20 protein-coding genes are annotated in these 26154 nt (G+C 72.2%); 15 read left to right on the forward strand and 5 right to left on the reverse strand.

Annotation, left to right across the window (positions count from 1 at the left end; genetic code table 11):
* Positions 1–75 precede the first annotated feature (75 nt).
* Positions 76–243, forward strand: a complete 168-nt coding sequence (locus ACFWUZ_RS17345; protein ID WP_384372949.1) for a hypothetical protein — start codon at positions 76–78, stop codon at positions 241–243.
* Positions 244–324: 81 nt separating this feature from the next.
* The gene (locus tag ACFWUZ_RS17350) at positions 325–3390 is read left to right on the forward strand and encodes an AAA family ATPase (RefSeq protein WP_384372951.1); all 3066 of its coding nucleotides are present in this window, start codon (positions 325–327) and stop codon (positions 3388–3390) included.
* Here the strand turns inward: ACFWUZ_RS17350 and ACFWUZ_RS17355 are convergent.
* The 3 genes from ACFWUZ_RS17355 to ACFWUZ_RS17365 form a co-directional block, all read right to left on the reverse strand.
* Entirely contained in the window at positions 3353–3535 is a 183-nt protein-coding gene (locus ACFWUZ_RS17355) for a DUF6191 domain-containing protein (protein ID WP_384372953.1), read from the reverse strand. The genes ACFWUZ_RS17350 and ACFWUZ_RS17355 overlap by 38 nt on opposite strands.
* A gap of 41 nt (positions 3536–3576) precedes the next feature.
* Complete coding sequence (locus ACFWUZ_RS17360) at positions 3577–4884, reverse strand: PQQ-dependent sugar dehydrogenase (RefSeq protein ID WP_384372955.1); 1308 nt, start codon at positions 4882–4884, stop codon at positions 3577–3579.
* Between the two features lie 139 nt (positions 4885–5023).
* Positions 5024–6031, reverse strand: coding sequence for an aldo/keto reductase (locus tag ACFWUZ_RS17365; protein ID WP_384372957.1), 1008 nt, complete (start codon positions 6029–6031; stop codon positions 5024–5026).
* Between the two features lie 73 nt (positions 6032–6104).
* On the opposite strand from ACFWUZ_RS17365, the gene ACFWUZ_RS17370 reads away from it, so the two are divergent.
* The 7 genes from ACFWUZ_RS17370 (at position 6105) to ACFWUZ_RS17400 (ending at position 16531) form a co-directional block, all read left to right on the forward strand.
* Positions 6105–7052 (forward strand): 2-hydroxyacid dehydrogenase, encoded by a 948-nt coding sequence (locus ACFWUZ_RS17370; RefSeq protein WP_384372959.1) that lies wholly within the window; start codon positions 6105–6107, stop codon positions 7050–7052.
* A 285-nt stretch (positions 7053–7337) separates the two neighbouring features.
* Entirely contained in the window at positions 7338–10229 is a 2892-nt protein-coding gene (locus ACFWUZ_RS17375; protein ID WP_384372961.1) for a putative bifunctional diguanylate cyclase/phosphodiesterase, read from the forward strand.
* Positions 10230–10432: 203 nt separating this feature from the next.
* A complete protein-coding gene (locus tag ACFWUZ_RS17380) occupies positions 10433–12319 on the forward strand; it encodes an acetolactate synthase large subunit (RefSeq protein ID WP_384372963.1) in 1887 nt (628 codons plus the stop codon).
* Positions 12320–12350: 31 nt separating this feature from the next.
* Complete coding sequence (gene ilvN, locus ACFWUZ_RS17385) at positions 12351–12875, forward strand: acetolactate synthase small subunit (protein WP_031150278.1); 525 nt, start codon at positions 12351–12353, stop codon at positions 12873–12875.
* A gap of 126 nt (positions 12876–13001) precedes the next feature.
* A complete protein-coding gene (gene ilvC / locus ACFWUZ_RS17390) occupies positions 13002–14003 on the forward strand; it encodes a ketol-acid reductoisomerase (RefSeq protein ID WP_384372965.1) in 1002 nt (333 codons plus the stop codon).
* A gap of 287 nt (positions 14004–14290) precedes the next feature.
* Entirely contained in the window at positions 14291–15880 is a 1590-nt protein-coding gene (gene serA, locus ACFWUZ_RS17395) for a phosphoglycerate dehydrogenase (RefSeq protein WP_384372967.1), read from the forward strand.
* A gap of 66 nt (positions 15881–15946) precedes the next feature.
* On the forward strand, positions 15947–16531 hold the full coding sequence (locus ACFWUZ_RS17400; protein WP_384372969.1) for a TetR/AcrR family transcriptional regulator: 585 nt from the start codon (positions 15947–15949) through the stop codon (positions 16529–16531).
* Positions 16532–17125: 594 nt separating this feature from the next.
* Here ACFWUZ_RS17400 and ACFWUZ_RS17405 read toward each other — a convergent pair.
* Positions 17126–18382: a PucR family transcriptional regulator gene (locus ACFWUZ_RS17405; protein WP_384372971.1), complete on the reverse strand. Its 1257-nt coding sequence runs from the start codon at positions 18380–18382 to the stop codon at positions 17126–17128.
* 197 nt (positions 18383–18579) lie between these two features.
* Between ACFWUZ_RS17405 and ACFWUZ_RS17410 the strand changes: the two genes are divergently transcribed.
* Both ACFWUZ_RS17410 and pruA read left to right on the forward strand, forming a co-directional pair.
* Complete coding sequence (locus ACFWUZ_RS17410) at positions 18580–19506, forward strand: proline dehydrogenase family protein (protein ID WP_384372973.1); 927 nt, start codon at positions 18580–18582, stop codon at positions 19504–19506.
* A 32-nt stretch (positions 19507–19538) separates the two neighbouring features.
* Positions 19539–21170 (forward strand): L-glutamate gamma-semialdehyde dehydrogenase, encoded by a 1632-nt coding sequence (gene pruA / locus ACFWUZ_RS17415; protein WP_384372975.1) that lies wholly within the window; start codon positions 19539–19541, stop codon positions 21168–21170.
* An 88-nt stretch (positions 21171–21258) separates the two neighbouring features.
* Here the strand turns inward: pruA and ACFWUZ_RS17420 are convergent, their stop codons facing one another.
* Positions 21259–21960, reverse strand: a complete 702-nt coding sequence (locus tag ACFWUZ_RS17420; protein ID WP_384372977.1) for a nitroreductase family protein — start codon at positions 21958–21960, stop codon at positions 21259–21261.
* A gap of 171 nt (positions 21961–22131) precedes the next feature.
* On the opposite strand from ACFWUZ_RS17420, the gene ACFWUZ_RS17425 reads away from it, so the two are divergent.
* The 4 genes from ACFWUZ_RS17425 (at position 22132) to ACFWUZ_RS17440 (ending at position 26059) form a co-directional block, all read left to right on the forward strand.
* Positions 22132–22668, forward strand: coding sequence for a GNAT family N-acetyltransferase (locus ACFWUZ_RS17425; RefSeq protein WP_384372979.1), 537 nt, complete (start codon positions 22132–22134; stop codon positions 22666–22668).
* 815 nt (positions 22669–23483) lie between these two features.
* A complete protein-coding gene (locus ACFWUZ_RS17430) occupies positions 23484–23615 on the forward strand; it encodes a hypothetical protein (RefSeq protein ID WP_361128211.1) in 132 nt (43 codons plus the stop codon).
* 91 nt (positions 23616–23706) lie between these two features.
* Positions 23707–24747: a 3-isopropylmalate dehydrogenase gene (locus ACFWUZ_RS17435; protein WP_384372981.1), complete on the forward strand. Its 1041-nt coding sequence runs from the start codon at positions 23707–23709 to the stop codon at positions 24745–24747.
* Positions 24748–24973: 226 nt separating this feature from the next.
* Positions 24974–26059, forward strand: a complete 1086-nt coding sequence (locus ACFWUZ_RS17440; RefSeq protein WP_384372983.1) for a branched-chain amino acid aminotransferase — start codon at positions 24974–24976, stop codon at positions 26057–26059.
* The last annotated feature ends 95 nt before the right edge of the window (positions 26060–26154 follow it).

Consider the following 26154-nt stretch of genomic DNA (forward strand, 5'->3'; position numbering starts at 1 on the left):
GCCCGCGCCCCCTGGGAAGCGAATCTTGGAACACACCGAACGAGGTGCCCGAGAAGAGCAACCAGGGAGTACGCGATGTTCGAGCACGAGATGGCCTCCGCCCGCCACGCCGACCTCATCCGCGAGGCCGACGCCTACCGCATGGTCCAGGAGGCCCGCAAGGCACGCCGCGCCTCGTCGCGGCGCCAGGATCCCGAGGGGCGGGTGAGAGGGGTCCGCGCCCGCTTCACCCGCGCCGCGTGACCCGCGCCGGGAACCCCCGTGGACCGGCACATGACGGGCAGCGCACCGATAACAGGTGCCGCTGAACAGGGCGGCTGTGCGATGCTCGGCGGCGTGGAGACCAGATCTGTCAGCCCGGTGTTCGTCGGCCGAGCCGACGAACTGGCCGTACTCACCGACGCCCTGACGCGCGCCCTCGGCCAGGAGCCGCAGGCCCTGCTCATCGGGGGAGAGGCCGGGGTGGGCAAGACCCGCCTCACCGAGGAGTTCCTCTCCGAGGCGGCCCGCCACGGTGCGGTGGTCGCCGTCGGAGGCTGCGTGGAGATCGGGGCGGAGGGACTTCCCTTCGCCCCGTTCTCGACGGCCCTGCGCACCCTGCACCGCCGGCTCCCCGGCGAACTCGCCGCCGCGGCCGCGGGCCAGGAGGGCGAACTCGCCAGGATCCTCCCCGAACTCGGCGACACCCCGCGCGGCCCCCACGACGAGGAGAGCACAGCCCGCCTCTTCGAGCTCACGGCCCGCATGCTGGAGCGGCTCGCCACCGAACGCACCGTCGTCCTCGTCCTGGAGGACCTGCACTGGGCGGACGCCTCCACCCGCCACCTGCTCTCCTACCTCTTCCGCAGCCTCGCCAGCGGCAGGCTCGTCCTCGTCGCCACCTACCGCGCGGACGACGTCCACCGCCGCCACCCCCTGCGCCCCCTCCTCGCCGAACTGGACCGGCTGCGCACCGTCCAGCGCATCGAACTCCCCCGCTTCAACCGGGCCGAAGTACGCCGCCAGCTCGCAGGCATCCTCGCCTCGCAGCCCGACGAGGACTTCGTGGACTCCGTCTTCGAACGCTCCGACGGCAACGCCTTCTTCGTCGAGGAACTCGTCGCCTCCCGGGAGAACGGCTGCCGCGCCGGCCTCACCGAATCCCTGCGCGACCTGCTCCTCGTCCGCGTCGAGGTCCTCCCCGACGCCGCCCAGCGGGTGGTGCGCCTCGTCGCCGAGGGCGGCTCCACCGTCGAATACCCCCTCCTGCGCGCCGTCGCCGGGCTCGGCGAGGACGAGCTGATCGAGGCGCTGCGGGCCGCCGTGGGGGCCAACATCCTGCTCGCGACGCCGGAAGGCGACGGATACCGCTTCCGCCATTCGCTGGTCCGCGAGGCCGTCAGCGACGACCTGCTGCCCGGCGAACGCTCCCGCGTCAACCGCCGTTACGCCGAAGCCCTGGAGGGGGACGAGGCCCTGGTCCGCGCCGAGGAGCGGACCATCCGGCTGGCCAGCTACTGGTACCACGCGAACGACCCGGCCAAGGCGCTGCCCGCCGTCCTCGCCGCCTCCGTGGCCGCCCGCCGCCGGCACGCCTACTCCGAGCAGCTGCGCCTGCTCGAGCGGGCCCTGGACCTGTGGGAGAGCGCCCCGCAGGAGATCCGCGAGGCGCTGCGCCCGGCGGACTACACCGACGTGTACCCGCCGTGCGGCTGCGACCCGGCCACCACCCCGCTGCGGCGGCTCGACCTGCTCGCGGAGGCCACCGTGGCCGCCCGCTACGGAGGCGAGCGGGACCGCGCCCTGAAGATCACCAAGACGGCGCTGCGGCTGCTGGAGGAGGACCCGGACCCGCTCAGGGCCGCCTGGTTCTGGACCGAACGCTCCCGGATCGTCTCCAGCCTGGCCCGCGGTGACGGCTGGGAGGAGATCGCCAAGGCGCAGGAACTCGTCCGGGGGCTCCCCCCGTCCCAGGTGCACGCCGAGGTCCTGGTGCGGGCCGCGGGCTGGGGGATGCTCCACGACCCGGGACGCCACAACCTCGCCGCCGCCGAACGCGCCGTCGAGTACGCGCGGATGCTCGGCGCCGAGGACATCGAGCTCAACGCCCGTATCACCGTCGGCGCGCTGCTGACCGACGCCGGTGACGCCGAGGGCGGTCTCAGTGAGCTGCACGCGGTCAAGGACCGCACCGCCGCACTGGGGCTCACGGTGCTGGCAGGACGTGCTCATATCAACCTCACCTCTCAGCTGGAAAGCATGGGCCGCTCCCGGGAAGCCGTGGAGCTGGCCGAACAAGGCGCCGAACTCGTCCGCAGAGCAAGGCTGTTCGACACCGAGGCCTGGCTGCGGGGCAACATGGCGGATAGCCTGTACAGCCTCGGCCGCTGGGACGAAGCCGCCGAGGCGGCCCGGCGCACCCTCCTCGTCGGGCAGAGCGCGGCGCCCCGCGGCTCCGCCTCCGCACGCCTGGCCTACCTCGCCCTGGCCCGGGGCGAACTGACCGAGGCGGCCCAGCAACTCGCGGCCTCCCAGGCCCACTTCGGCGCCCACGAGACCCAGCCCCAGCACCGCCTGCCCCTCTACCGGCTCGCGGTGGGAGTGGCCGCGGGAGCCGGGCGCATCGCCGACGTCCGCGCCGAGATCGCCAAGGCCGTCACCTTCGGCTTCGCCCTCGGACAGCACCGCTACGCCTGGCCGCTGCTGCTCGCCGCAGCCTCCGCCGAGGCGGACGCCCGGGGCCTGCCCGCCGCCGAAGCAGGCCGCGACGCGGCCCTGGAGCTGCTGCGCACCGCCGCCCGCGACCTGCCCGCCCCGGTACCGGTCTGGACCGCCCACGCCGAGTTCCTGCGGGCCGAGCTGCTCCGGGCCGAGGCCCGAGACACCGTCGCCGACTGGACCGCGGTGGAGGAGGCCGTCCGGCCGCTGGAGCGCCCGTACCTGCTGGCCCGGGCCCGCCACCGGCTCGCCGAGGCCCTGCTGGCCGCCGGCGCCGACCGGGAGCCCGCGGCCGCCCTGCTCCGCGAAGCCCACGCCACCGCCGACCGCCTCGGCTCACGCCGGCTGCGCGAGGACCTGGCCCTGCTGGCACAGCGCGCCCGGCTCCCCCTCACCGACGCCGACGACTCCCCGGCCCCGTGTCCACCCGAGACCGACCCGGCCGAGGCGCTCGGTCTCACCAGCCGCGAGCGGGACGTGCTGCGCCTGGTCGCAGCCGGCCACACCAACCGCCAGATCGCCGGGCAGCTCTTCATCTCCCCGAAGACCGCGAGCGTGCACGTCTCCAACATCCTGGCGAAGCTCGGCGTCTCCGGCCGCGGGGAGGCAGCCGCCCTCGCCCACCGCCTGCGGCTCTTCACCCCCGCCGGGCCCGTCAGCCGGCTGCCGGAGGCTGCTCCTCGAGGCGTATGAGCACCTTGCCGGACTCCAGGTCTATCGGCCCGCGCCCCGGGTCCCCGTCGTTCACGTCGATCCGGGACAGCTCCAGCCGCTTCTTCTCCTCGTCCGTGTGCTTGCGACCCGGGTCGAACAGTTCCTCGATCAGGTTGAACACCACGCCCACCGCACCCTTCGCCCCCCCCCAGCGGGGCCAGCCGGTTACCGCACTGTCAGTGTCAGGATCCTGTCGTCGCCCGCTTCCGGCGACCCGCGCCCGTCCGTCTCGCTCGTGACCAGCAGCAGTCTGTCCCCGCCGAGGGACACCACCGTGCGCAGCCGGCCGTACTTCCCCTGCAGGAAGGCCTCGGGCTCCGCCACCGGCTCGGTCCCCGCCAGCGGTATCCGCCACAGCCGGCCACCCCTCAGGCCCGCCATCCACACCGAGCCCTGGGCCCAGGCGATCCCACTGGGCGAGGCCTCGTCCGTCTTCCACACTGCCACCGGGTCCCGCAGGCCGGGCTTGCCCGCCTTCCCCTCGGCCTCCGGCCAGCCGTAGTCGGCGCCGGGCTCGATCAGGTTCAGCTCGTCCCAGGTGTTCTGGCCGAACTCGGCCGCCCACAGCCGCTTGTCCTTGTCCCAGGCGAGCCCCTGCACGTTGCGGTGCCCGTAGGAGTAGACGACCGAGTCCGCCTCCGGATTGCCGTGCACCGGATCACCGTCCGGGGTCATGCGCAGGATCTTGCCGCCCAGTGACTTCCTGTCCCGGGCCAGCCCCGTGTCGCCGGTCTCGCCCGTGCCCGCGTAGAGCATCCGGTCCGGGCCGAAGGCGATCCGGCCGCCGTTGTGGATGAGGCCCTTCGGGATGCCCCGGAACACCGTGTCCGGTGCGCCCAGCTGCTGGCCGGCCGCTCTCTGCTCGTCATAGCGCATCCGGGCGATCCGGTTGTCGGACTCCGTGGTGAAGTACGCGTACACCAGCCGGTCCGAGGCGAAGGAGGGCGACAGGGCCAGGCCCATCAGCCCGCCCTCCCCGCCGGGCGCCACCCCGGGCACCTCGCCGATCTCCGTCACCGCGCCCGATCCCACCGAGACCCTGCTGATCGTCCCCTTGTCCCGGGAGGCGACCAGCAGGTCCCCTCCGGGCAGCGGCGCCACGCCCCAGGGCGACTCCAGCCCCTTGGCGACCTCGCCGGTCACCGTCACCTCGCCCTTGGCCGGAGGGGCCTGCGCCCCCGGCGAGGCCGTCGCACCGCCCGAGGGCGCCGCGGACCCGGCCTGCTGGGCCGCCGTCCCCGGTGGCGAGCCGCCGGGGAGAGCGCCGCCCCCCTGGGAGCACCCCGTGACCAGCAGGGTTCCGCAGCCCGCCAGCGCGACGGCCGCCAGCACGCCCCGGCGCCCCGCACCTGCTGGGGAACCCCCGGCCGCGTACCGCCCCCGCCCGGACACCCCCGTCACCGCTGCCGCCGGTACAGCTGTCCCGGCACTCCCCGCCCCGTACCCCGCCCGCGCAACCCGTCCGTATCGCATCGCCCTGCTCCCTTCCGGTCCTTCGCCCGTGCCCTTCGTCTGTCTCAACAGCCGGGGCGGTTCCCGAAGTTCCGTCACTCGTACACCCGATCGAGTGGTTGTGTGGGGTCCGGCGTCCGTGGGCCCGCGTCCGGCCGGGTCAGTCCCAGGCTCCCACCGCCGCCGGGAGGGCCGCTATCTCGGCGAGGTCCGCGGCCGTCAGCCGCACCTCGGCAGCACGCGCGTTCTCCGCAGCCCAGTGCGCCCGGTCCGCCCCCGCGACCGGCACCACCTGCGGCCCCTGAGCCAGCACCCAGGCCAGCGCCACCTGCGCCGCCGTGACAGCGGGACCGTGCCGCAGCGCCACCCGCCGCAACCCCGCCACCAGCACCTGGTTCGACGCCATCGCGTGCGCCGTGAACCGGGGGTGCCGAGCCCGCACGTCCTGCGACTCGAAGCCCTCGCCCGGCGTCAGCGTCCCGGTCAGGAACCCGCTGCCCAGCGGCATCGCCGCCAGGAACCCCACCCCCCGCGCCGCACACCAGGGAAGCAGCTGCCAGGCGGCCTGCGGCGACCACACCGACAGCTCCGCCTGCACCGCGCTCACCGGGAACACCTGCTGCGCCCGCTCCAGCTGGCGCACCGTGGTCGCGTACTGCCGGTCCCCGCGCCGGCCCGCCCCCGGTCCGGCCCCCGCGCCCAGCGCGCAGAACCCGAGCGCGCGTACCTTGCCCGCGCCCACCAGCTCCGCCATGGCGCCCCAGGTCTCCTCCACCGGCACGTCCGGATCCACCCGGTGCAGCTGGTAGAGGTCTATGACATCCGTCCGCAGCCGCCGCAGCGAGGCGTCGCAGGCCCGCCGTACGTACCCCGGCCGCCCGTCGGCCACCACGTGCTGGTCACCGGCCCGCAGCCCGACCTTGGCCGAGACGAACGCATCGGAGCGCCGCTCGCGCAGCACCCGGCCGAGCAGCAGTTCGTTGGTGTACGGCCCGTACAGATCGGCCGTGTCCAGCAGGTTCGACCCCAGGTCCAGCGCCGCGTTCACCGCGGCCAGCGATTCGTGGCCCCGCCTGCGCGAGGGCGCGTACCCCCAGCTCATCGGCATGCAGCCGAGCCCGACGGCGCCCACCGCCAGCGCCCCCGCCCCGATCGACCTGCGCTCCACCCCTGCGTCCCCCTCCCGCTGCCGCCCCCAAACTAACGGCTTGATCCCGATGGCCTGGCATAGCCTCGGGATCATGACTGCAAAGACCCCCGACGTCTGGCTCCCGTTCCCCGCGGAAGAGGTCGACGGCCTTCCCGCCTCCTTCCGGTACCGCCGGTGGGACGGCGAGGACGACTTCCCGGCGGATCCGGCCGACTGCGTCTTCTACGTGACCCCCTACATGAAGTCCCCCGAGGTCACCGTGCGGCCGCTGGCCGCGATGCCCGCCCTCCAGGTCGTCCAGACCCTGACCGCGGGCATCGACCATGTCCTCGGCGGTCTCGGCGGCCTGCGCCCCGGGGTCCGGCTCTGCAACGCCGCCGGGGTGCACACGGCCAGCACCGCCGAGCTCGCCCTCGCCCTGACCCTGGCCTCGCTGCGCGGCATCCCCCGCATGGTCCGCGGACAGGACCGCGAGGAGTGGCACGGCGGCTTCTACGAGGCCCTCGCCGACAAGTCCGTCCTGATCGTCGGCTACGGATCGATCGGCGCCGCCGTCGAGGACCGGCTCGTGCCCTTCGAGTGCGGGCCCGTCACCCGGGTCGCCCGCTCGGCGCGCACCACCGCGCGCGGACCGGTGCACGCCCTCGCCGACCTGCCCCAACTCCTGCCCTCGGCCGACGTGGTGGTGCTGTGCACCCCGCTGACCGAGGACACCCGCGGTCTGGCCGGCGCCGACTTCCTGAGCCGGATGAAGGACGGCGCCCTGCTCGTGAACGTCTCGCGCGGACCCGTGGTCGACACCAAGTCCCTGCTGGCGGAGGTGGAATCCGGCCGGCTGTGCGCCGCCCTCGACGTCACCGACCCGGAACCGCTCCCCGCCGGCCACCCCCTCTGGCACGCCCCGAACGTCCTGATCACGCCTCATGTCGGGGGCAGCAGCAGCGCGTTCGAGCCGCGCGCCAAGCGCCTGCTGGCCCGCCAGCTGACCCGGTTCGCCGCCGGCGAGCCCCTGGAACACACGGTACTGACCACCGCGTAGCCGCCCGCCTCCACGCTCCGCAGTCACCCGGATGCGTGCAGTGCCCACAACTCCCTTTGTGGTAACGCAGAGTAGAGAAGGTATGTCCCTGAGTGACGAAAGTGGTGTATCGTCCGGAAGAAGGGGCTGCGCCACGAACGTCTGGCGCTGGGGAGTGATCGGACACTTTGGGGGGCGACGGGCGATGCACGGCCAATGGACGAAGGACCCGACGCGGCACAGCCGCCGGAGGCGACGGCGCCGAGACTGGGCTGCGCCGCCGGAACCAGCCGGCGAGGGGCACCGGTGAGTGCCCAGGGGGCGGCGCTCCTGAACCGGCCGCCCGGCACGGCCGGAGGCAGAGGCGTGGCGATGCAGCTGCTCCTCGCCGTGGTCAGCGGCGGGTACGCGGTGGGCGCCGCCCTCAACTGGGGATCCGAGGAAGTCGCAGAGATCATGGGCGACTTCGGACTCAGTGCGGCAGGGATACTCGCCGCGGTCTCCTGCTACTCCTACGCGCGGGCGATCGACAGCCGTGAGCGCCCCGCGTGGCTGCTCTTCGCCTTCTCGTCCCTCATGGGAGCCTGCGGCAACGCCGTGTGGGGCTGGTACGAGGTGATCCTCAACGAGGAGGTCCCGAAACCCTCGGTGGCCGACTTCGCCTTCCTCTGCTTCGCCCCGCCCGCCATCGTGGGCCTGCTCGTCCTCGCGAAGCGGCCGGTCACCCGGGCCGGCTGGGTCTGCCTGGGCCTCGACTCCTGGCTCATCGGCGGCTCCCTGCTCACCCTCTCCTGGAGCCTGGCCCTCGCGCACGCCGCACAGACGGCCCAGTCCGGAGCCCCCGGCAGCGTCCCGCGCGCCGCCCTCTCGCTCGCGTACCCGCTGCTGGACATCGCGCTCGTCTCGATGGTCCTGGTCCTGCACTTCCGGCGGTCCGAGACCAACCGCTCCGCCGTCAACACCGCCATCGCGGCCCTCGCCCTGACCGTGCTCAGCGACGCCCTGTTCACCTCGCCGCTGCTGAGCGCCGGATACCAGTCGGGCCAGCTGCTGGACGCCGGCTGGTTCGCGGGTTCCCTGCTGCTCGCCTACGCACCCTGGGGCGCCCGGCACATCCACCCGGTGCCGGAACCGTGCCGCCCGCGCGGGGAGCGGCCGCACAGCCGCCCCATCACCGGCTCGCTGCCCGCCCTCACCCCGTACCTCGCAGCCGCCGTCTGCACCCTCGGGATCCTCTACAACGTCGTCGACGGCCGGAAGGTCGACCGGGTGGTCGTCTTCACCGGCTGCACCGTCGTGCTGGCCCTCGTCATCCGCCAGGGCATCATGCTCCTCGACAACATCGCGCTGACCCAGGAACTGGCCCAGAAGGAGAACCACTTCCGCTCGCTGGTCCAGGGGTCCAGCGACGTGATCATGATCGCCGCCCCCACCGGGACCCTGCGCTACGTCAGCCCCGCCGCCGCCGGGGTCTACGGGCGCGAGGCGGAGGAGCTGGTCGGCACCGAGCTCGCCACCCTGATCCACCCCGACGACCTCGGCCGCGTGGTCCACGAGGTGCGCCGCTTCCTCGCCGCGCCGCCCACCGAGGAACCCACCACCCGCATCGAGTGCCGCTTCAGGTCGGGCGGCGGCGAATGGCTCAACGTCGAGTCCACCGTCAACCGCCACCAGGGCGGTCTCATCCTCAACAGCCGGGACGTCACCGAGCGGGTCCGGCTCCAGGCGCAGCTCCAGCACAGCGCCGAGCACGATCCGCTGACCGACCTGCCCAACCGGGCCCTCTTCACCCGCCGCGTCCGACAGGCCCTCACCGGGCGCAGGGCGGGCGACCACAGCACCGCCGTGCTCTTCATCGACCTCGACGGGTTCAAGGCGGTCAACGACACCATCGGCCACCAGGCCGGCGACGAGCTGCTCGTCGAGGCCGCCCGCCGGCTCCAGGACTCCGTCCGGGCCGGGGACACCGCGGCCCGGCTCGGCGGCGACGAGTTCGCCGCGCTGATCCTGGGCGACGGCAGCCGGGACCGCAGCGCCCGCGAGTACCAGGTGCACGAGATCGCCGACCGGCTGCGCACCACCCTGTCCCAGCCGTACCGCATCGGGGGCAGCGAGGTGCGGGTCGCCGCCAGCATCGGCGTCGCCTTCGCCGACCCGGGCCTGGCCCCGTCGGACCTGATGCGCAACGCCGATCTCGCGATGTACCGGGCCAAGGCGGGCGGCAAGGACCGCGTCGAGATGTACGCACCGCAGATGCAGGCCGATGTCGTACGCCGGGCCGAGCTGGCGGGGCGGCTGCGGACCGCGCTCCACGAGGGGGAGTTCGCCCTGCTGCACCAGCCGGTGGTCTCGCTGGCCACCGGCGAGGTCTCCGCCGTGGCCGCGCAGGCCCGCTGGCGCTCCGCCCAGGGGATCCTCTTCACCCCCGCCGAATTCCTCCGGGTCGCCGAGTACAGCGAAGGCAGCGCCTCCGGGACCGCCGGCCCGGACGCCTCGCGCGCCGCCGAGCTGGGGCGCTGGCTGCTGGAGGAGGCCGTGGAACAGGCCGCCGACCGGCACCGGGCCGGGCATGGCGTACCGGTGGCCGTACGGATGACCGCCCAGCGGCTCCTGGACCGCGCCCTGCCCCTGGGCTCCGTGGAAGCCCTGCTGACCCGGCACGGACTGCCCTCCGGCGCCCTGATCCTCGAGCTGGCCGTCTCCGATCCCAGAGTGCCCTTCGAGGAGCTGGAGCGGCGTCTGGTGGCCCTGCACCGGCTGGGCGTGGGAATCGCCCTGGACGGCTTCGGCAGCGGTTACGCGGCCATCAGCGCCCTGCGCCGCCTGCCCGTCGACATGCTCAAGCTCGACCGCGGCCTGGTGGAGGGGGTCGCCGAGTCCGCCCGCCTGCACAAGATCACGGCAGGTCTGTTGCGGATCGCGAACGACCTGGGCATGCAGTCGGTGGCCGACGGGGTCGACCTCCCCGAGCAGGTCATGGCGCTGCGCGCGATGGGCTGCACCCATGGGCAGGGAGTGGCGTTTTCCGGCCCCCTCGACGAGTACAGGCTGCGGCGTGCGCTGGTGCGAGGTACGTTCCCAGTACCGGGCGGAGCAGTCCAGCCGGCTCTGGCCGGAGGCTCCACCGGAGGCTCCACCGGAGGCTCCGTGGTCATCCGTAGAGGCTCACATAATGAGACGCCCGTCCCACCTACTTGACACCGACCTCTCGCCGGAGGGAGGGTCAATGCCATGCGCACCCGAATTCTCGTACTTGGAAAGCGCGTCGGCTGAAGCTGGGGCCAGCATGTCCCCGCTCAACGCACCCGACGCGCTCCCCTCGCTTGCCTCCGGCACGAGGGGTTTTTTGTTGCACTGGCACAGAGTCGAACCCTCGTATCACCCTCAGCTTCGAGAAGAGAATGCCGATGACCGAGCAGGCCACCGGGGCCCACCATCCGCAGCCGCGGCCCCGTTCCGGCGGACACCAGTCCGCCGCAGTTGAGCACGTCACGGGTGCGCAGTCCCTCATCCGCTCTCTCGAAGAGGTGGGGTGCGACACCGTCTTCGGCATCCCGGGCGGCGCCATCCTCCCCGCGTACGACCCGATGATGGACTCCAAGAAGGTCCGGCACATCCTGGTCCGCCACGAGCAGGGGGCCGGTCACGCCGCCACCGGCTACGCGCAGGCCACCGGCAAGGTCGGCGTCTGCATGGCCACCTCCGGTCCGGGCGCCACCAACCTGGTCACCCCGATCGCCGACGCGCACATGGACTCCGTCCCGCTCGTCGCGATCACCGGCCAGGTCTCCTCCAAGGCGATCGGCACCGACGCCTTCCAGGAGGCGGACATCGTCGGCATCACGATGCCGATCACCAAGCACAACTTCCTGGTCACCAAGGCCGAGGACATCCCGCGGACGATCGCCGAGGCGTTCCACATCGCCGCCACCGGCCGCCCCGGCCCGGTCCTGGTCGACATCGCCAAGGACGCCCTCCAGGCGAAGACCACCTTCAGCTGGCCGCCCACCCAGGACCTGCCCGGTTACCGGCCGGTCACCAAGCCGCACGCCAAGCAGATCCGCGAGGCCGCCAAGCTCATCTGCCAGGCCAAGCGCCCGGTGCTGTACGTCGGCGGCGGCGTCATGAAGTCCGGCGCGACCGCCGAGCTGAAGGTCCTCGCCGAGCTGACCGGCGTCCCGGTCGCCACCACCCTGATGGCCCTGGGCTCCTTCCCCGACAGCCACCCCCTGCACGTCGGCATGCCGGGCATGCACGGATCGGTCACCGGCGTCACCGCGCTGCAGAAGTCGGACCTGCTGATCGCGCTCGGCACCCGCTTCGACGACCGCGTCACCGGCAAGCTGGACAGCTTCGCCCCCTTCGCCAAGGTCATCCACGCGGACATCGACCCCGCCGAGATCGGCAAGAACCGCGCGGTGGACGTCCCGATCGTCGGCGACGCCCGCGAGGTCATCGCCGACCTGATCCAGGCCGTCCAGGCCGAGCACACCGAGGGCAACGCCGGGGACTACACCGCGTGGTGGCGGGACCTCAGCCGCTGGCGCGAGACGTACCCGCTGGGCTACGACCTGCCCCAGGACGGCATGCTCTCGCCCCAGCAGGTCATCGAGCGGATCGGGGAGCTCGCGCCGCAGGGCACCATCTACGCGGCGGGCGTCGGCCAGCACCAGATGTGGGCCTCGCACTTCGTCAAGTACGAGGAGCCGCGCACCTGGCTGAACTCGGGCGGCGCCGGAACCATGGGCTACGCGGTCCCGGCCGCGATGGGCGCCAAGGTCGGCATGCCGGAGCGCACGGTCTGGGCGATCGACGGCGACGGCTGCTTCCAGATGACCAATCAGGAACTGGTCACCTGCGCGCTGAACAACATCCCGATCAAGGTCGCGATCATCAACAACGGTGCGCTGGGCATGGTCCGCCAGTGGCAGACCCTCTTCTACAACCAGCGGTACTCCAACACCGTGCTGCACGCGGACGAGACCGGCCACGACACCGTCGGCTCCCAGCTCGGCGAGTCCGCCGCCCCCCGCAAGGGCACCCGCGTCCCGGACTTCGTCAAGCTGTCCGAGGCCATGGGCTGCGTGGCGCTGCGCTGCGAGGACCCGGCCGACCTGGACCGCGTCATCGCCGAGGCCAACGCGATCAACGACCGCACCGTCGTCATCGACTTCATCGTCCACGAGGACGCCATGGTGTGGCCGATGGTCGCCGCCGGCACCTCCAACGACGAGGTCATGGCAGCCCGGGGCGTCCGTCCCGACTTCGGCGACAACGAAGACGACTGAGCCGAGAGAGCCGAGAGAGAGAACGCCTCACATGTCCAAGCACACGCTCTCCGTCCTGGTCGAGAACACGCCCGGCATCCTCGCCCGGATCGCCGCGCTGTTCTCCCGCCGCGGGTTCAACATCGACTCCCTCGCGGTCGGCGTCACCGAGCACCCCGACATCTCCCGCATCACCATCGTCGTGAATGTCGAGGACCTCCCGCTCGAGCAGGTGACCAAGCAGCTCAACAAGCTGGTCAACGTGCTCAAGATCGTCGAGCTGGAGTCGCACAACGCCATCGAGCGCGAGCTCGTCCTGGTGAAGGTCCGCGCCGACAACGAGACCCGCTCGCAGATCGTCGAGATCGTCCAGCTGTTCCGCGCCAAGACGGTCGACGTCTCCCCGGAGGCCGTCACCATCGAGGCGACCGGCGGCGCGGACAAGCTCGGCGCGATGCTCAAGATGCTGGAGCCCTTCGGCATCAAGGAACTCGTGCAGTCCGGCACGATCGCCATAGGGCGTGGCGGCCGGTCGATCACGGACCGCAGTCTGCGCGCGCTCGACCGCAGCGCCTGACCTCCTGCGACACCTTCCGCGACACCCCTGAAGGACTCGCCCGCTCGCATGGCGAGACCGAGAAACTTGTATTCCGTTCCCCACCGTACGGTGGGAGCAACACCAGCGCACCAAGGAGATATCCCAGTGGCCGAGCTGTTCTACGAGAACGACGCCGACCTGTCCATCATCCAGGGCCGCAAGGTCGCTGTCATCGGCTACGGCAGCCAGGGCCACGCCCACGCGCTGTCGCTGCGTGACTCCGGCGTCGACGTCGTCGTCGGCCTGAAGGAGGGCTCGAAGTCCAAGGCCAAGGCCGAGGAGCAGGGCCTCAAGGTCGTCTCCGTGTCGGAGGCCTCTGCCTGGGCCGACGTCATCATGATCCTCACCCCGGACCCGCTCCAGGCCGAGATCTACGAGGAGTCCGTCAAGGAGCACCTCAAGGACGGCGACGCGCTGTTCTTCGGCCACGGCTTCAACGTCCGGTACGGCTTCATCAAGCCCCCGGCCAACGTGGACGTCGCCCTGGTCGCCCCGAAGGGCCCGGGCCACCTGGTGCGCCGCCAGTACGAGGAGGGCCGCGGCGTCCCGTGCATCGCGGCCGTCGAGCAGGACTACTCGGGCAACGCCTTCGCCCTCGCGCTCTCGTACGCGGCCGGCATCGGCGGCACCCGCGCCGGCGTCATCAAGACCACCTTCACCGAGGAGACCGAGACCGACCTGTTCGGTGAGCAGGCCGTCCTCTGCGGTGGCGCCTCCGCCCTGGTCAAGGCCGGTTTCGAAACCCTGACCGAGGCCGGCTACCAGCCGGAGATCGCGTACTTCGAGTGCCTGCACGAGCTGAAGCTCATCGTGGACCTCATGTACGAGGGCGGCCTGGAGAAGATGCGCTGGTCGGTCTCCGAGACCGCCGAGTGGGGCGACTACATCACCGGCCCCCGCGTCATCACCGACGCCACCAAGGCCGAGATGAAGAAGGTCCTCGCGGAGATCCAGAGCGGCGAGTTCGCCAACACCTGGATGGCCGAGTACAAGGCCGGTCTGCCGAAGTACAACGAGTACAAGAAGGCCGACGAGGAGCACCTGCTGGAGACCACCGGCAAGAAGCTGCGCAAGCTGATGAGCTGGGTCGACAGCGACGAGAGCTGATCTGCCGGGTGGCGGGGCGGGGCCCCTGCCCCGCCACCCTCCGCCGGACGGGCCCGGACCGTCCGGTACGGCCGGGAATCGGGCCCTCTGCGCGGGGTCCTTGTCCACCTCGGCCAACCACGGACGGGTGATCCTTCCGTAAGGGCGGAAATCCGGTCCGTCAGCGCCACTACACTGCTCAACACATACGCGTCAGGCCCACAGTGTCGTGCGTCTTCCACGCGGCTACCCCCTCCACGCCTGCGGCCGTCGGGACGGCCGTCCGCACTGGACTTGTGAGGACCCACGTGAGCTCGAAACCTGTCGTACTCATCGCCGAAGAGCTGTCGCCCGCCACCGTGGAGGCGCTCGGCCCGGACTTCGACATCCGGCACTGCAACGGCGCCGACCGCGCCGAACTGCTGCCCGCCATCGTGGATGTCGACGCGATCCTCGTCCGCTCCGCGACCAAGGTCGACGCCGAGGCCATCGCCGCCGCCAAGAAGCTGCGCGTCGTCGCCCGTGCCGGCGTCGGTCTGGACAACGTCGACGTCTCCGCCGCCACCAAGGCCGGCGTGATGGTCGTCAACGCCCCGACCTCGAACATCGTGACGGCCGCCGAGCTGGCCTGCGGCCTGCTCGTCGCGACCGCCCGCAACATCCCGCAGGCCAACACCGCCCTGAAGAACGGTGAGTGGAAGCGGAACAAGTACACGGGCGTCGAGCTCAGCGAGAAGACCCTCGGTGTCGTCGGCCTCGGCCGCATCGGTGTCCTGGTCGCGCAGCGCATGTCGGCCTTCGGCATGAAGATCGTCGCGTACGACCCCTACGTGCAGCCCGCGCGCGCCGCCCAGATGGGCGTCAAGATGCTCACGCTCGACGAGCTCCTCGAGGTCGCCGACTTCATCACCGTGCACCTGCCCAAGACCCCCGAGACCCTCGGTCTCATCGGGGACGAGGCGCTGCACAAGGTGAAGCCGTCCGTCCGTATCGTCAACGCCGCCCGCGGCGGGATCGTCGACGAGGCCGCGCTGTACTCGGCCATCAAGGAGGGCCGCGTCGCCGGTGCCGGCCTCGACGTGTACGCGAAGGAGCCCTGCACGGACTCCCCGCTCTTCGAGCTGGACCAGGTCGTCTGCACCCCTCACCTCGGCGCGTCCACGGACGAGGCCCAGGAGAAGGCCGGCGTCTCCGTCGCCAAGTCGGTGCGCCTCGCGCTCGCCGGCGAGCTGGTGCCGGACGCGGTCAACGTCCAGGGCGGCGTCATCGCCGAGGACGTCCGTCCGGGCCTGCCGCTCGCCGAGAAGCTCGGCCGCATCTTCACCGCCCTCGCGGGCGAGGTCGCGGTCCGCCTCGACGTGGAGGTCTGCGGAGAGATCACGCAGCACGACGTCAAGGTGCTCGAACTCTCCGCGCTCAAGGGTGTCTTCGAGGACGTCGTCGACGAGACGGTCTCCTACGTCAACGCCCCGCTGTTCGCGCAGGAGCGCGGTGTAGAGGTCCGCCTCACCACCACCTCGGAGTCCCCGGACCACCGCAACGTGGTGACCGTCCGCGGCACCCTCTCGGACGGCCAGGAAGTCTCCGTCTCCGGCACGCTCGCGGGCCCGAAGCACCTCCAGAAGATCGTCGGCATCGGCGAGTACGACGTGGACCTGGCGCTCGCCGACTTCATGGTCGTGCTGCGCTACACCGACCGCCCGGGCGTGGTCGGCAAGGTCGGCCAGCTCCTCGGCGAGGCCGGTCTGAACATCGCGGGCATGCAGGTCGCCCGCGCCGAGGAGCACGGCGAGGCACTGGCCGTGCTCACCGTCGACGCCGAGGTCCCGGCCGGCGTCCTCGCGGACATCGCCACCGAGATCGGCGCGGTCTCGGCGCGTACGGTCAGCCTCGGCTGAGCCGTCCCGCACAGGTGAAGGGCCCGGGGGAGACCCCGGGCCCTTTCGCGTTGCTACCGTTCCGGCATGGGACATCGGGAAGACCTGCTCGAAGGCGCGAAGAAGTGCCTGGTCGAGAAGGGGTTCGTCCGCACCACCGCGCGCGACGTGGTCAGCGCCTCCGGTACGAACCTGGCGTCGATCGGCTACCACTACGGCTCGAAGGACGCCCTCCTCACCCAGGCCTTCACCGCCCTGATGCAGGAGTGGGGCGAGAACTTCCGGTCCGGCCTGCCGCAGGGAGGCGGCGCCCTGGAACGCTTCCGCGCGGTCTGGGAGGGCGTCCTCGCCCAGCACGAGGCCGGCGGTCCCGTCTGGGCGGCCGGCCTGGAGGTCGCGCTGAGCCGCGAGGAACGCCCGGAGCTGCGGGCGATGCTGGCGGCCTCGCAGGCCGAGGGGCGCCGCGGCCTGGTCTCGATACTGGCCGGCATCCCGGAGGACGAGCTGGACGCGCGGGACGAGCGGACCCTGGGCGCCTTCTGCCAGGCACTGCTGAACGGCCTCATGGTCCAGCGGCTGCTCGACCCGGACTCGGCGGCCACCGCGGAGGAACTCACCGAAGGCATGCGGCGCGCCGCCGAAGCGGTGACGGGGCCGGCGGACACCCTCTGACCGGAGGACGCCCCTGCCCGGCCGGAGCGGAGGGGGAGCCGTGGCGAGGACGGGGCGGGCGGGAGTCGGTACGGAGGCCGGTACGGGGATCGGCGCCAGGGGCCCGGCGCGGGCTCGCGCGCAACGGCGTACGGGGCAGGGCGCGAGGTCGCGCACCCGGCCGGGGCAGGGACGTGCGGGCCGGCGGCGGCGCTGCCGGCGACCGGGTGCGGGGCGGGGCAGGCGCGTGCCCGTCGCCCGGACGGCCGTGCGGCCGCAGGACCTCCCGGGGCCCCCGGCCGCGCCGCCTCCGGCGCATGCCACGCCGAGGCACCACTCGGCGGCTCCCGGACGCCACCTCCTTCGGCGTGACGACGGGTCACGGAAGCGGCGACGCGGGCGTGGCGGTCGCGTCCTGGAGGGCGCGGACTCGGTGGTCCCGGCCGGGCGGATCCCGGTCCGCACCCACCTGGAACCGCGCGCCGCCTGCGACGCGATGCTGGATGCCACGGAGGTTCCGGTCACCCTGGACGGCCGTCGGGTGACCGGGTCGTCGTCGACGCCGGGACGGGGGCTCGCGTGGGGTAGCGGCCGGAGCCGGATCGGCCGGCCCGGTCAGCCGTGCAGGCGGGCCGCCTTCAGGGCCATGTGGAGCAGCAGGCGGTCCTCGCCCTCGTCCAGGTCGAGTCCGGTGAGCTGCTCCACCCGGGCCAGGCGGTAGTACAAGGTCTGGCGGTGGATGCCCAGGGCCGCCGCGGCACGGCCCGCCTGGCCGGCGCGGTCCAGGAACACCTCGACGGTGCGGGCCAGTTCGCGGTGGGCCGGGCCCAGCAGGGCGCGGGCCGCCGGATCGTGCGCCGGATCGGAGGCGAGGTCCGCCAGCATCCGGTACGGGCCGATCCCCGACCACTCGGCGACGGGGCCGAGTCGGGGCTGCGCGGCGGCCGCCCGGGCCGCGGCGGTGGCCTGCCGCCAGGCGGTGGACAGGTCGGCGAGGGCCCTGACCGGGTCGGCGACCCCCGCGACGGGCGGACCCGGGACACCGGCAGGCGCCCCCGCCGGGCCGCGGCCGCCGGACCCCGACCCGTTCCCCGGACCCGACCCGTTCCCCGGGCCGCCCGGCAACAGCCGCGAGGCCACGTTCACCGCGGGCGTGAGCGTGTCCGTGGAGCGGAGGCGGACCAGCACCGCGAGCGCCCGTGCTCCGCCCCGGCCGCCCTCGTGCGCCGCCCCGGACTCGGGGCCGCCCCGCGCCCACCAGGGCGCCACGCACACGGCCGCCGCGCCCGGCACCGACGGCGGGGCCTCCCCGGACCAGGGGGCCAGGCACACCACGGCGTGCGCGTCCTCCCCGCCCGCCCCCAGCGCCGCCCGCAGCGCGGCCACGGCCATGTCCTGCTGCCAGCCCCGACCGGCCGTGAGCACCGCCAGGAACTCCCGGGACAGGTCGGCCCCCGCCTTGGCCTCCTCGGCGAGCAGCACCCCGATCCGCTGGGCCACCTCCATGGCCGCGGCCAGTGCCTGCGGACCGGGGCCGGGCTCCTGGTCCAGCAGCCACACGTAGCCCTGCACGATGCCCCGGTACCGGACCGGCAGGCAGATCCGCCCGCGGAAGACCCCCGCCTCCGGGGCCGCCGGGATCCGTACCGGCCCGGTGGCCCGGGCGATGCCGAACCCCTCGAACCAGGACCGTACGGCCGCGGTCGACTGCCGGGTCAGGATCGAGCGGGTGCGGACCGGGTCCATGGCCGCGTCGTCGTCGCTGTCGTGCGCGCCGAAGGCGATGAGGCGGAAGTCCCGGTTCTCCAGCGTCGCCGGTGCGCCGAGCAGTGCCGAGATCTCGTCCACCAGGTCCTGGTAATCGCCTTTCACGAGGACATTCTCCCACCCCGGAGCGGCCCTTCAGACATATGTATGAGATCCCGGCCACGGATGCGTGACAGCTGTCGATGGCAGAGGATCGGAGCGATCCTTAGGTTTCACGGTGGTTTTACTTGCGTTTTCCTTACGGCCCGCCCGATCGGCGACGGACCCGTATGCCTGCTTCTGCCACCCGTTGGAGGTGCCCCGTGCTGGGTCCCGTGATCCTCGCCGCTTCGCGCAGCGACAAGATGCGCCGTATCGTCTCAGCCGCCCCGGTGACCAAGCCCGTGGTGACCCGGTTCATCCCCGGCGAGACGGTCGACCAGGTGATCCCGATCGTCGAGGACCTCACCCGCAAGGGTCTCGAGGTCACCCTCGACGTCGTCGGCGAGGACATCACCACGGTGGAGCAGTCCCACGCCGCCCGCGACGCCTACCTCGAACTCATCGAGCACCTCAAGGCCCTCGGCCTGGGCGAGACGGTCGAGATGTCCGTCAAGCTGTCGATGTTCGGCCAGGCGCTGGAGGGCGGCCACGAGCTCGCGCTCGCCAACGTCCGCCCGGTCGTCGAGGCCGCCGCAGCCATCGGCACCACCGTCACGCTGGACGCCGAGGACCACACCACCCTCGACTCGATGTTCGCCATCCACGAGGAGCTGCGCCGGGACTTCCCGCAGACCGGCTGCGTGATCCAGGCCTACCTCTTCCGCACGGAGGCCGACGCCCGCCGCCTGGCCGCCGCCGGCAGCCGCGTCCGCATCGTGAAGGGCGCCTACAAGGAGCCCGCCGAGGTCGCGTACCAGGACAAGGCCGAGATCGACAAGGCGTACGTCCGGATCATGAAGATCCTGATGGAGGGCGAGGGCTACCCGATGATCGGGTCCCACGACCCGCGCCTGATCGCGATCGCCCAGGAGCTGGCCCGGCAGGCAGGCCGCAAGCTGGACGAGTACGAGTTCCAGATGCTCTACGGCATCCGCGGCGAGGAGCACCTGCGGCTCGCCGCCGAGGGCCACCGGATGCGCGTCTACACCGCGTACGGGACGGACTGGTACGGCTACTTCATGCGCCGCCTCGCGGAGAAGCCGGCCAACCTGCTCTTCTTCCTCCGCTCGATGATCACCAAGAACTAGGCACCCCACTAGCTCAAGGAGTTACCAGCCCCATGGATGCTGTGACCCAGGTCCCCGCTCCGGTCAACGAGCCGGTCCACTCGTACGCCCCCGGCACCGCGGAGCGCGTACGCCTCGAAGAGCAGCTCAAGCAGCTGTCCGAGAACCCGATCGACCTTCCGATGACGATCAACGGCGTCAAGCGGATGGGCGGTGGCGAGCGCTTCGACGTGGTCCAGCCGCACGACCACAAGTCCGTGATCGGCACCTACGCGAACGCCACCCAGGCCGACGCGCAGGAGGCCGTCGACGCCGCCCTCGCCGCCGCCCCGGCCTGGCGCTCGATGTCCTTCGACGACCGCGCCGCGATCATCCTGCGCGCCGCCGAGCTGCTGTCCGGCCCCTGGCGCGAGAAGCTCGCCGCCTCCACCATGCTGGGCCAGTCGAAGACGGCGCAGCAGGCCGAGATCGACACGCCGTGCGAGCTGGTCGACTTCTGGCGCTTCAACGTCCACTTCGCCCGCCAGATCCTGGCCGAGCAGCCGGTCGCGAACTCCGCCGGCGTGTGGAACCGCAGCGACCACCGCCCGCTCGAGGGCTTCGTCTACGCGATCACGCCGTTCAACTTCACGGCCATCGCGGGCAACCTGCCGACCGCCCCCGCCCTCATGGGCAACGTGGTCCTGTGGAAGCCTTCCCCCACGCAGACCCACTCCGCGGTCCTCCTGATGGAGCTCCTGGAGGAGGCGGGCCTGCCCAAGGGCGTCATCAACCTGGTCACGGGCGACGGCATCGCCGTCTCCGAGGTGGCCCTGAACCACCCCGAGCTGGCCGGCATCCACTTCACCGGCTCGACCAAGACCTTCCAGTACCTGTGGAAGACGGTCGGCAACAACATCGAGAAGTACAGGTCCTACCCGCGCCTCGTCGGCGAGACCGGCGGCAAGGACTTCGTCGTCGCGCACCCGTCCGCGGACCGCGCCACCCTGAAGACCGCCCTGACCCGCGGCTCCTTCGAATTCCAGGGCCAGAAGTGCTCGGCGTCCTCGCGCGCCTACATCCCGGCCTCGATCTGGAACGACGGCTTCAAGGAGGCCTTCGCGGCCGAGGTCGACGGCATCGCCATGGGTGACGTCCGCGACCTGACCAACTTCATCGGCGCCGTCATCGACGAGCGTTCCTTCGCGAAGAACAAGGCCGCGATCGACCGTGCGATCGCGGACCCGACCTGCGAGATCGTCGCGGGCGGCACGTACGACGACTCGGAGGGCTGGTTCGTCCGCCCGACCGTCATCGCGTGCACCGACCCGGAGAACGAGGTCTTCACGACCGAGTACTTCGGTCCGATCCTCGCCGTGCACGTCTACGAGGACGCCGAGTTCGACGCCATGCTGGCCCAGATGGAGTCCGTGTCGGCGTACGCGCTGACCGGCTCGATCATCGCGGCGGACCGTTACGCGGCGGCGGACGCGATGGAGAAGCTCCGCTTCGCGGCGGGCAACTTCTACATCAACGACAAGTCCACCGGTGCCGTGGTCGGCCAGCAGCCCTTCGGCGGCGGCCGCGCCTCGGGCACGAACGACAAGGCGGGCGCCGCGACGAACCTCCAGCGCTGGACCTCGACCCGCTCCATCAAGGAGACGCTGGTCGCGCCCACCGAGTACGGCTACCCCCACATGGGCTGACCCGCCCCGGGTCCCCGCTGAACCCCGCCCCCGCTCCGGTACCCCCAAGTCCGGAGCGGGGGCGGTCCCCGTTCCGGGGAGCGGGGCCCTAGACCTCGACGATCACCTGGTCGAGCGACTTGCGCCGGAGGTCCGGGACCTCGCAGTCGTCCGCCGGGTACCCGACCGGGATGACCGCGAAGGCCTTCTCGTTCTCCGGGCGGTCCAGGACGTGGCCCAGGAAGCGCATCGGGCTCGGGGTGTGGACCAGGGCGGCGAGGCCCGACAGGTGGAGGGCGGACAGCAGCATGCCGACGGCGATGCCGACCGACTCGTCCACGTAGTAGTGCTTCCGCTTGCTGCCGTCCGGGCCGAGCCAGTAGCGCTGCTGGAAGACCACGACGAGGGCCGGCGCGTCCGTGAGGTGGGTCTTCACCGCGTCCGTGCCCAGCGGACGCAGGGCCGTGAGCCACTCCTCGCCGAGCCGGCCGTCGTAGGAGAGCAGCTCCTCCTGCTCGGCGGCGGCGCGGATCTGCGCCCGTACGGCCGGGTCCTTGACCAGGACGAAGGTCCACGGCTGCTGGTGCGCTCCGGAAGGGGCGGTCGCGGCGCAGGCGACGGCGTCCCGGACGACCTGCTCGGGCACCGGGTCGGGGGAGAAGTGGCGTACGGTGCGCCGCTCGTCCATCCGGGCCCGCAACTCGGCCGCACGCGCGAGGGATTCGGGGCCGGGCATGCGCGCGGGCCGGTAGGCGACGGGACGGTAGGGCTCACCGTGGGTGGGAGTCCACTGCTGGGTCTCAGGCGACATGGGCCGAGTCTGCCGACGCCGCGGCCGCCCCGGCCAGTGGCGGGTCGGCCGATTTCGGCCGGTGGAGCCCGCCTCGGCGTCCGCAATCCGGGCCCGGCACCGGGACGGCCCTTGGTACGGTCCCGGGAGCCCGGACTTCCGCACCCGGTACACCGACCGGCTGGAGCAGTGATGAGCACGCGGACCGCACACACCTCGGAGCTGGACGGGGCCGAGATCGCAGAGGTCCGGGCCCTGCTCGACGGGGCCTTCGAGGGGGACTTCGGCGACGAGGACTTCGAGCACGCCCTCGGCGGCATGCACGTCCTCGTACGGGAGGAAGGGGAGCTCGTCGCGCACGGCAGCGTGGTGCAGCGGCGGGTGCTGCACCGGGGCCGGGCCCTGCGCACCGGGTACGTGGAGGCCGTGGCCGTGCGGGCCGACCGGCGCCGCCGCGGACTGGCGGGCCTGGTGATGGCCGAGCTGGAGCGGGTGATCGGCCGGGCCTACGTCCTGGGCGCGCTGTCGGCGTCGGAGGCCGGGGCCGCCCTGTACGCGGGCCGGGGCTGGAGCCCGCACCCGGGGCCGATCGGGGTCCTCGGGCCGGACGGCCCCGAGCGGCTCGCCGAGGAGGAGGGCTCCACCTACGTGTGGGAGCCGCCCGGCGGGGTCCGGCTGGACCCGGCCGCGCGGCTCGACTTCGACTGGCGCGAGGGGGACGTGCTCTAGGGCATGTCCTGCGGAGCCCCGCGGATCCCTCCGACCCGGGGACGCTCGGCTGTCCTCTCCTCCACGACGACGAGAAGGACTGGTTCCGGTGGAGTCGAAGACCTCCGGGTCCGCGGCCGGCGCCCGGTGGGCGAGGTCCACGCAGTGCGCGCCGTCGCCGGGCGGGGCGCCGGTACGGGTGGGCGAGCGGGCCGGGTCCTCTCCGGGTGGCGGGCCGGTGCGACCCCGCCCGACCGGCACGGTCACCGCCCGGCGGGGGCGTCGCCCCGCGCCCGCACCCGGGCCGGGGGTGCGCGGCCAGTCCGCCCGCACTTCCCACGGATCGGTGTGCATGCGCACCCCATGCCGCTTCCGGGGTGCCGCGGCCCGTGCATGCGGGCGCTTCGCCCTCCGGCGCCGCCGCTGTGCGTGCCCCGCGGGCGGCGGCACGGCCCGGATCACCCGTCCGGCGTCCCGCGGGCTGCTGCGACGCGTGGCGTGCGTCACCTCGCCGGAACCGGCTTCCGAACCGCGGACAAGGCTCTGGCCAGCGGATCTATCGCTGTCCGGGCCTCCAGGCGGAGGCTCGGGGGCGGCCTCTGTCGGGATGCGGCGTCTCAGATAGTAGGAAGTCCGAGTAATTGCGGAGACATACAGCGGGACCTGCCCTAGCTTTGTAGGAGCCGAACGTCTCGCCGATCAGGCGAATGGTGGTCGAGAGCGCGCGCCCCCGGCAGGCAACCCCTGCGGCGCACTGCTCCCCGCCTCTTCCGGCGCCTTGAAGGAACCCCTCATCCGTGGCCCTGCCACGCCGTGATCTCAAGGAGTCGATCCACATGACCCCCACCACCGCTGCCGTCCGACGCGTCCGCCACTCCTCCACGGCCGACGCCGACCGCAAGAACGCCGCCGCGGCCCTCCAGAGGGCCCTCGACCGCCGCGACAACGGCGGCTCGACCGGCCACTGACCCCCTGCCGGCCCGGGCGTGTTGCGTCCCCATTGGTCCAAATGCTGGACGCAACATGTCTGAGGGCTGGGACACGGAGTACGGTTCCGCCATGTCGACCAGCATCAATCTCGCAGTGATCCCCGGTGATGGCATCGGCCAGGAAGTCGTGGCTCAGGGACTCAAGGTCCTTACCGCGGTCCTGCCCCAGGATGTGAAGCTGGAGACCAAGCAATACGATCTCGGCGCCCAGCGCTGGCACCGCACCGGTGAGACCCTCCCGGACGCGGAGCTGGAGGCCCTGCGCCACCACGACGCGATCCTGCTGGGCGCCATCGGCGACCCCTCGGTCCCGTCGGGCGTGCTGGAGCGCGGCCTGCTGCTGAAGCTCCGCTTCGCCTTCGACCACTTCATCAACCTGCGCCCGTCGAAACTGTTCCCCAACACGGCCACCCCGCTCGCCGGCCGCCCGGAGATCGACTTCGTCGTGGTGCGCGAGGGCACCGAGGGTCCGTACACCGGCAACGGCGGCAGCCTGCGCACCGGTACCCCGGCCGAGGTCGCCACCGAGGTCAGCGTCAACACCGCGTACGGCGTCGAGCGCGTGGTCCGCGACGCGTTCGAGCGGGCGAACGCCCGTCCCCGCAAGAAGCTGACGCTGGTCCACAAGAACAACGTCCTCGTGTACGCGGGCCACCTGTGGAAGAACACCTTCGACAAGGTCGCCCAGGAGTACCCCGAGGTCACCACCGACTACCTGCACGTCGACGCCGCGACGATCTTCTTCGTCACCCAGCCCGAGCGCTTCGACGTCATCGTCACGGACAACCTCTTCGGTGACATCCTCACCGACCTGGCCGCCGCCGTGACCGGCGGCATCGGCCTCGCCGCCTCCGGGAACATCAACCCGACCGGCGCCTTCCCGTCCATGTTCGAGCCCGTCCACGGTTCGGCCCCGGACATCGCGGGCACCGGCAAGGCCGACCCGACCGCGACGATCCTCTCCGTCGCCCTCCTGCTGCGCCACCTCGGCTACGAGGCCCAGGCCGCCCGCATCGAGGAGGCGGTCTCCGCCGACCTGGCCGAACGCGACGGCACCTTCCGCTCCACCGACGAGATCGGCGACGCCCTCGCCGCCCGCGTAGCCGGCTGACCCTGGCAGCTCCACCTCGGGAAGCCGCCAGGCACGCAAGATGCCCGGCGGCTTTTCCTGTGCGGCCCCGGGTGCCACCATCTCCCTGGGCCGCATCCCCCGTTTTCACCGAAGCCTCCATGCGCGCGATAATCGAACGCAAGGCCGCGGAATGCGGGGAAGCTCGGACGTCCTAGTACGCCGTGAGCGCGGTCCGCCATACACAACCGGTGAAGGACAAGCACTCATGACGACGCCCACGATCGAGCTCAAGCCCTCCTCGAACCCGCTGTCCGATGCGGAGCGCGAGGCGATCCTGGCCAACCCCGGCTTCGGCCGCCACTTCACCGACAACATGGTGACGATCAAGTGGACCGAGGGCCGCGGGTGGCACGACGCCGAGCTGGTCCCGTACGCGCCGCTGTCGATCGACCCGGCGAACATGACGCTGCACTACGCGCAGACGATCTTCGAGGGCCTCAAGGCCTACCGCCAGCCCGACGGCACCGTCGCCACCTTCCGCCCCGAGGCCAACGCCGAGCGCTTCCAGACCTCCGCCCGCCGCATGGCGATGCCGGAGCTGCCCGTCGAGCTGTTCATCGAGGCCTGTGACGCGCTGATCAAGCAGGACCGCGCCTGGGTGCCGGACTCCGGCGAGGCCTCCCTGTACCTGCGCCCGTTCATGTTCGCCAGCGAGGTCGGCCTCGGCGTCCGCCCGGCCAACGAGTTCCTCTTCATCGTCATCGCCTCGCCCGCCGGCGCGTACTTCCCCGGCGGCGTCAAGCCCGTCTCGGTGTGGCTCTCCGAGGAGTACGTCCGCGCGGTCAAGGGCGGCACCGGCGCGGCCAAGACCGGCGGCAACTACGCGGCCTCGCTCGTCGCCCAGGCCCAGGCCGCCTCGCACGGCTGCGACCAGGTGGTCTGGCTCGACGCCGTCGAGCACCGCTGGATCGAGGAAATGGGCGGCATGAACCTGTACTTCGTGTACGGGGACCGGATCGTCACCCCCGAGCTGACCGGTTCGCTCCTTCCCGGCATCACCCGCGACTCCCTCCTCACCATCGCCCGCGACCTCGGTTACACCGCCGAGGAGGGCCGGATCACCACCGAGGACTGGAAGCGCGACAACGCGAACGGCACCCTGACCGAGGTCTTCGCCTGCGGCACCGCCGCCGTCATCACCCCCGTCGGCTCGGTCAAGTCCGAGCGGGCCGACTGGACCCAGGGCAACGGCGAGCCCGGCGAGGTCACCCTCCGGCTCCGCAAGGCCCTGCTGGACCTCCAGACCGGCCGTGCCGCGGACGGCCACGGCTGGATGCACCCGCTCGGCTAGCCCCTCCCCGTACGTACGAAGGCCCGCGCCCCGGGGATCCCCGGGGCTTTCTAATATACACAGATGTCGCTGCCGCCCAAAGGGTGGGTGTACAT

This window comes from Streptomyces sp. NPDC058646 (assembly GCF_042716875.1).
GTDB lineage: Bacteria > Actinomycetota > Actinomycetes > Streptomycetales > Streptomycetaceae > Streptomyces.

Bases quoted from the DNA above. Each gene is read 5' to 3' on its own strand.
- ACFWUZ_RS17425 (WP_384372979.1), top strand. From the start codon at position 22,132: ATGAGCACGCGGACCGCACACACCTCGGAGCTGGACGGGGCCGAGATC.
- pruA (WP_384372975.1), top strand. From the start codon at position 19,539: ATGGATGCTGTGACCCAGGTCCCCGCTCCGGTCAACGAGCCGGTCCAC.
- ilvN (WP_031150278.1), top strand. From the start codon at position 12,351: ATGTCCAAGCACACGCTCTCCGTCCTGGTCGAGAACACGCCCGGCATC.
- ACFWUZ_RS17420 (WP_384372977.1), bottom strand. From the start codon at position 21,960: ATGTCGCCTGAGACCCAGCAGTGGACTCCCACCCACGGTGAGCCCTAC.
- ACFWUZ_RS17350 (WP_384372951.1), top strand. From the start codon at position 325: ATGCTCGGCGGCGTGGAGACCAGATCTGTCAGCCCGGTGTTCGTCGGC.
- ACFWUZ_RS17440 (WP_384372983.1), top strand. From the start codon at position 24,974: ATGACGACGCCCACGATCGAGCTCAAGCCCTCCTCGAACCCGCTGTCC.
- ACFWUZ_RS17435 (WP_384372981.1), top strand. From the start codon at position 23,707: ATGTCGACCAGCATCAATCTCGCAGTGATCCCCGGTGATGGCATCGGC.
- ACFWUZ_RS17430 (WP_361128211.1), top strand. From the start codon at position 23,484: ATGACCCCCACCACCGCTGCCGTCCGACGCGTCCGCCACTCCTCCACG.
- ACFWUZ_RS17400 (WP_384372969.1), top strand. From the start codon at position 15,947: ATGGGACATCGGGAAGACCTGCTCGAAGGCGCGAAGAAGTGCCTGGTC.
- ACFWUZ_RS17370 (WP_384372959.1), top strand. From the start codon at position 6,105: ATGACTGCAAAGACCCCCGACGTCTGGCTCCCGTTCCCCGCGGAAGAG.
- ACFWUZ_RS17380 (WP_384372963.1), top strand. From the start codon at position 10,433: ATGCCGATGACCGAGCAGGCCACCGGGGCCCACCATCCGCAGCCGCGG.
- ACFWUZ_RS17360 (WP_384372955.1), bottom strand. From the start codon at position 4,884: ATGCGATACGGACGGGTTGCGCGGGCGGGGTACGGGGCGGGGAGTGCC.
- ACFWUZ_RS17345 (WP_384372949.1), top strand. From the start codon at position 76: ATGTTCGAGCACGAGATGGCCTCCGCCCGCCACGCCGACCTCATCCGC.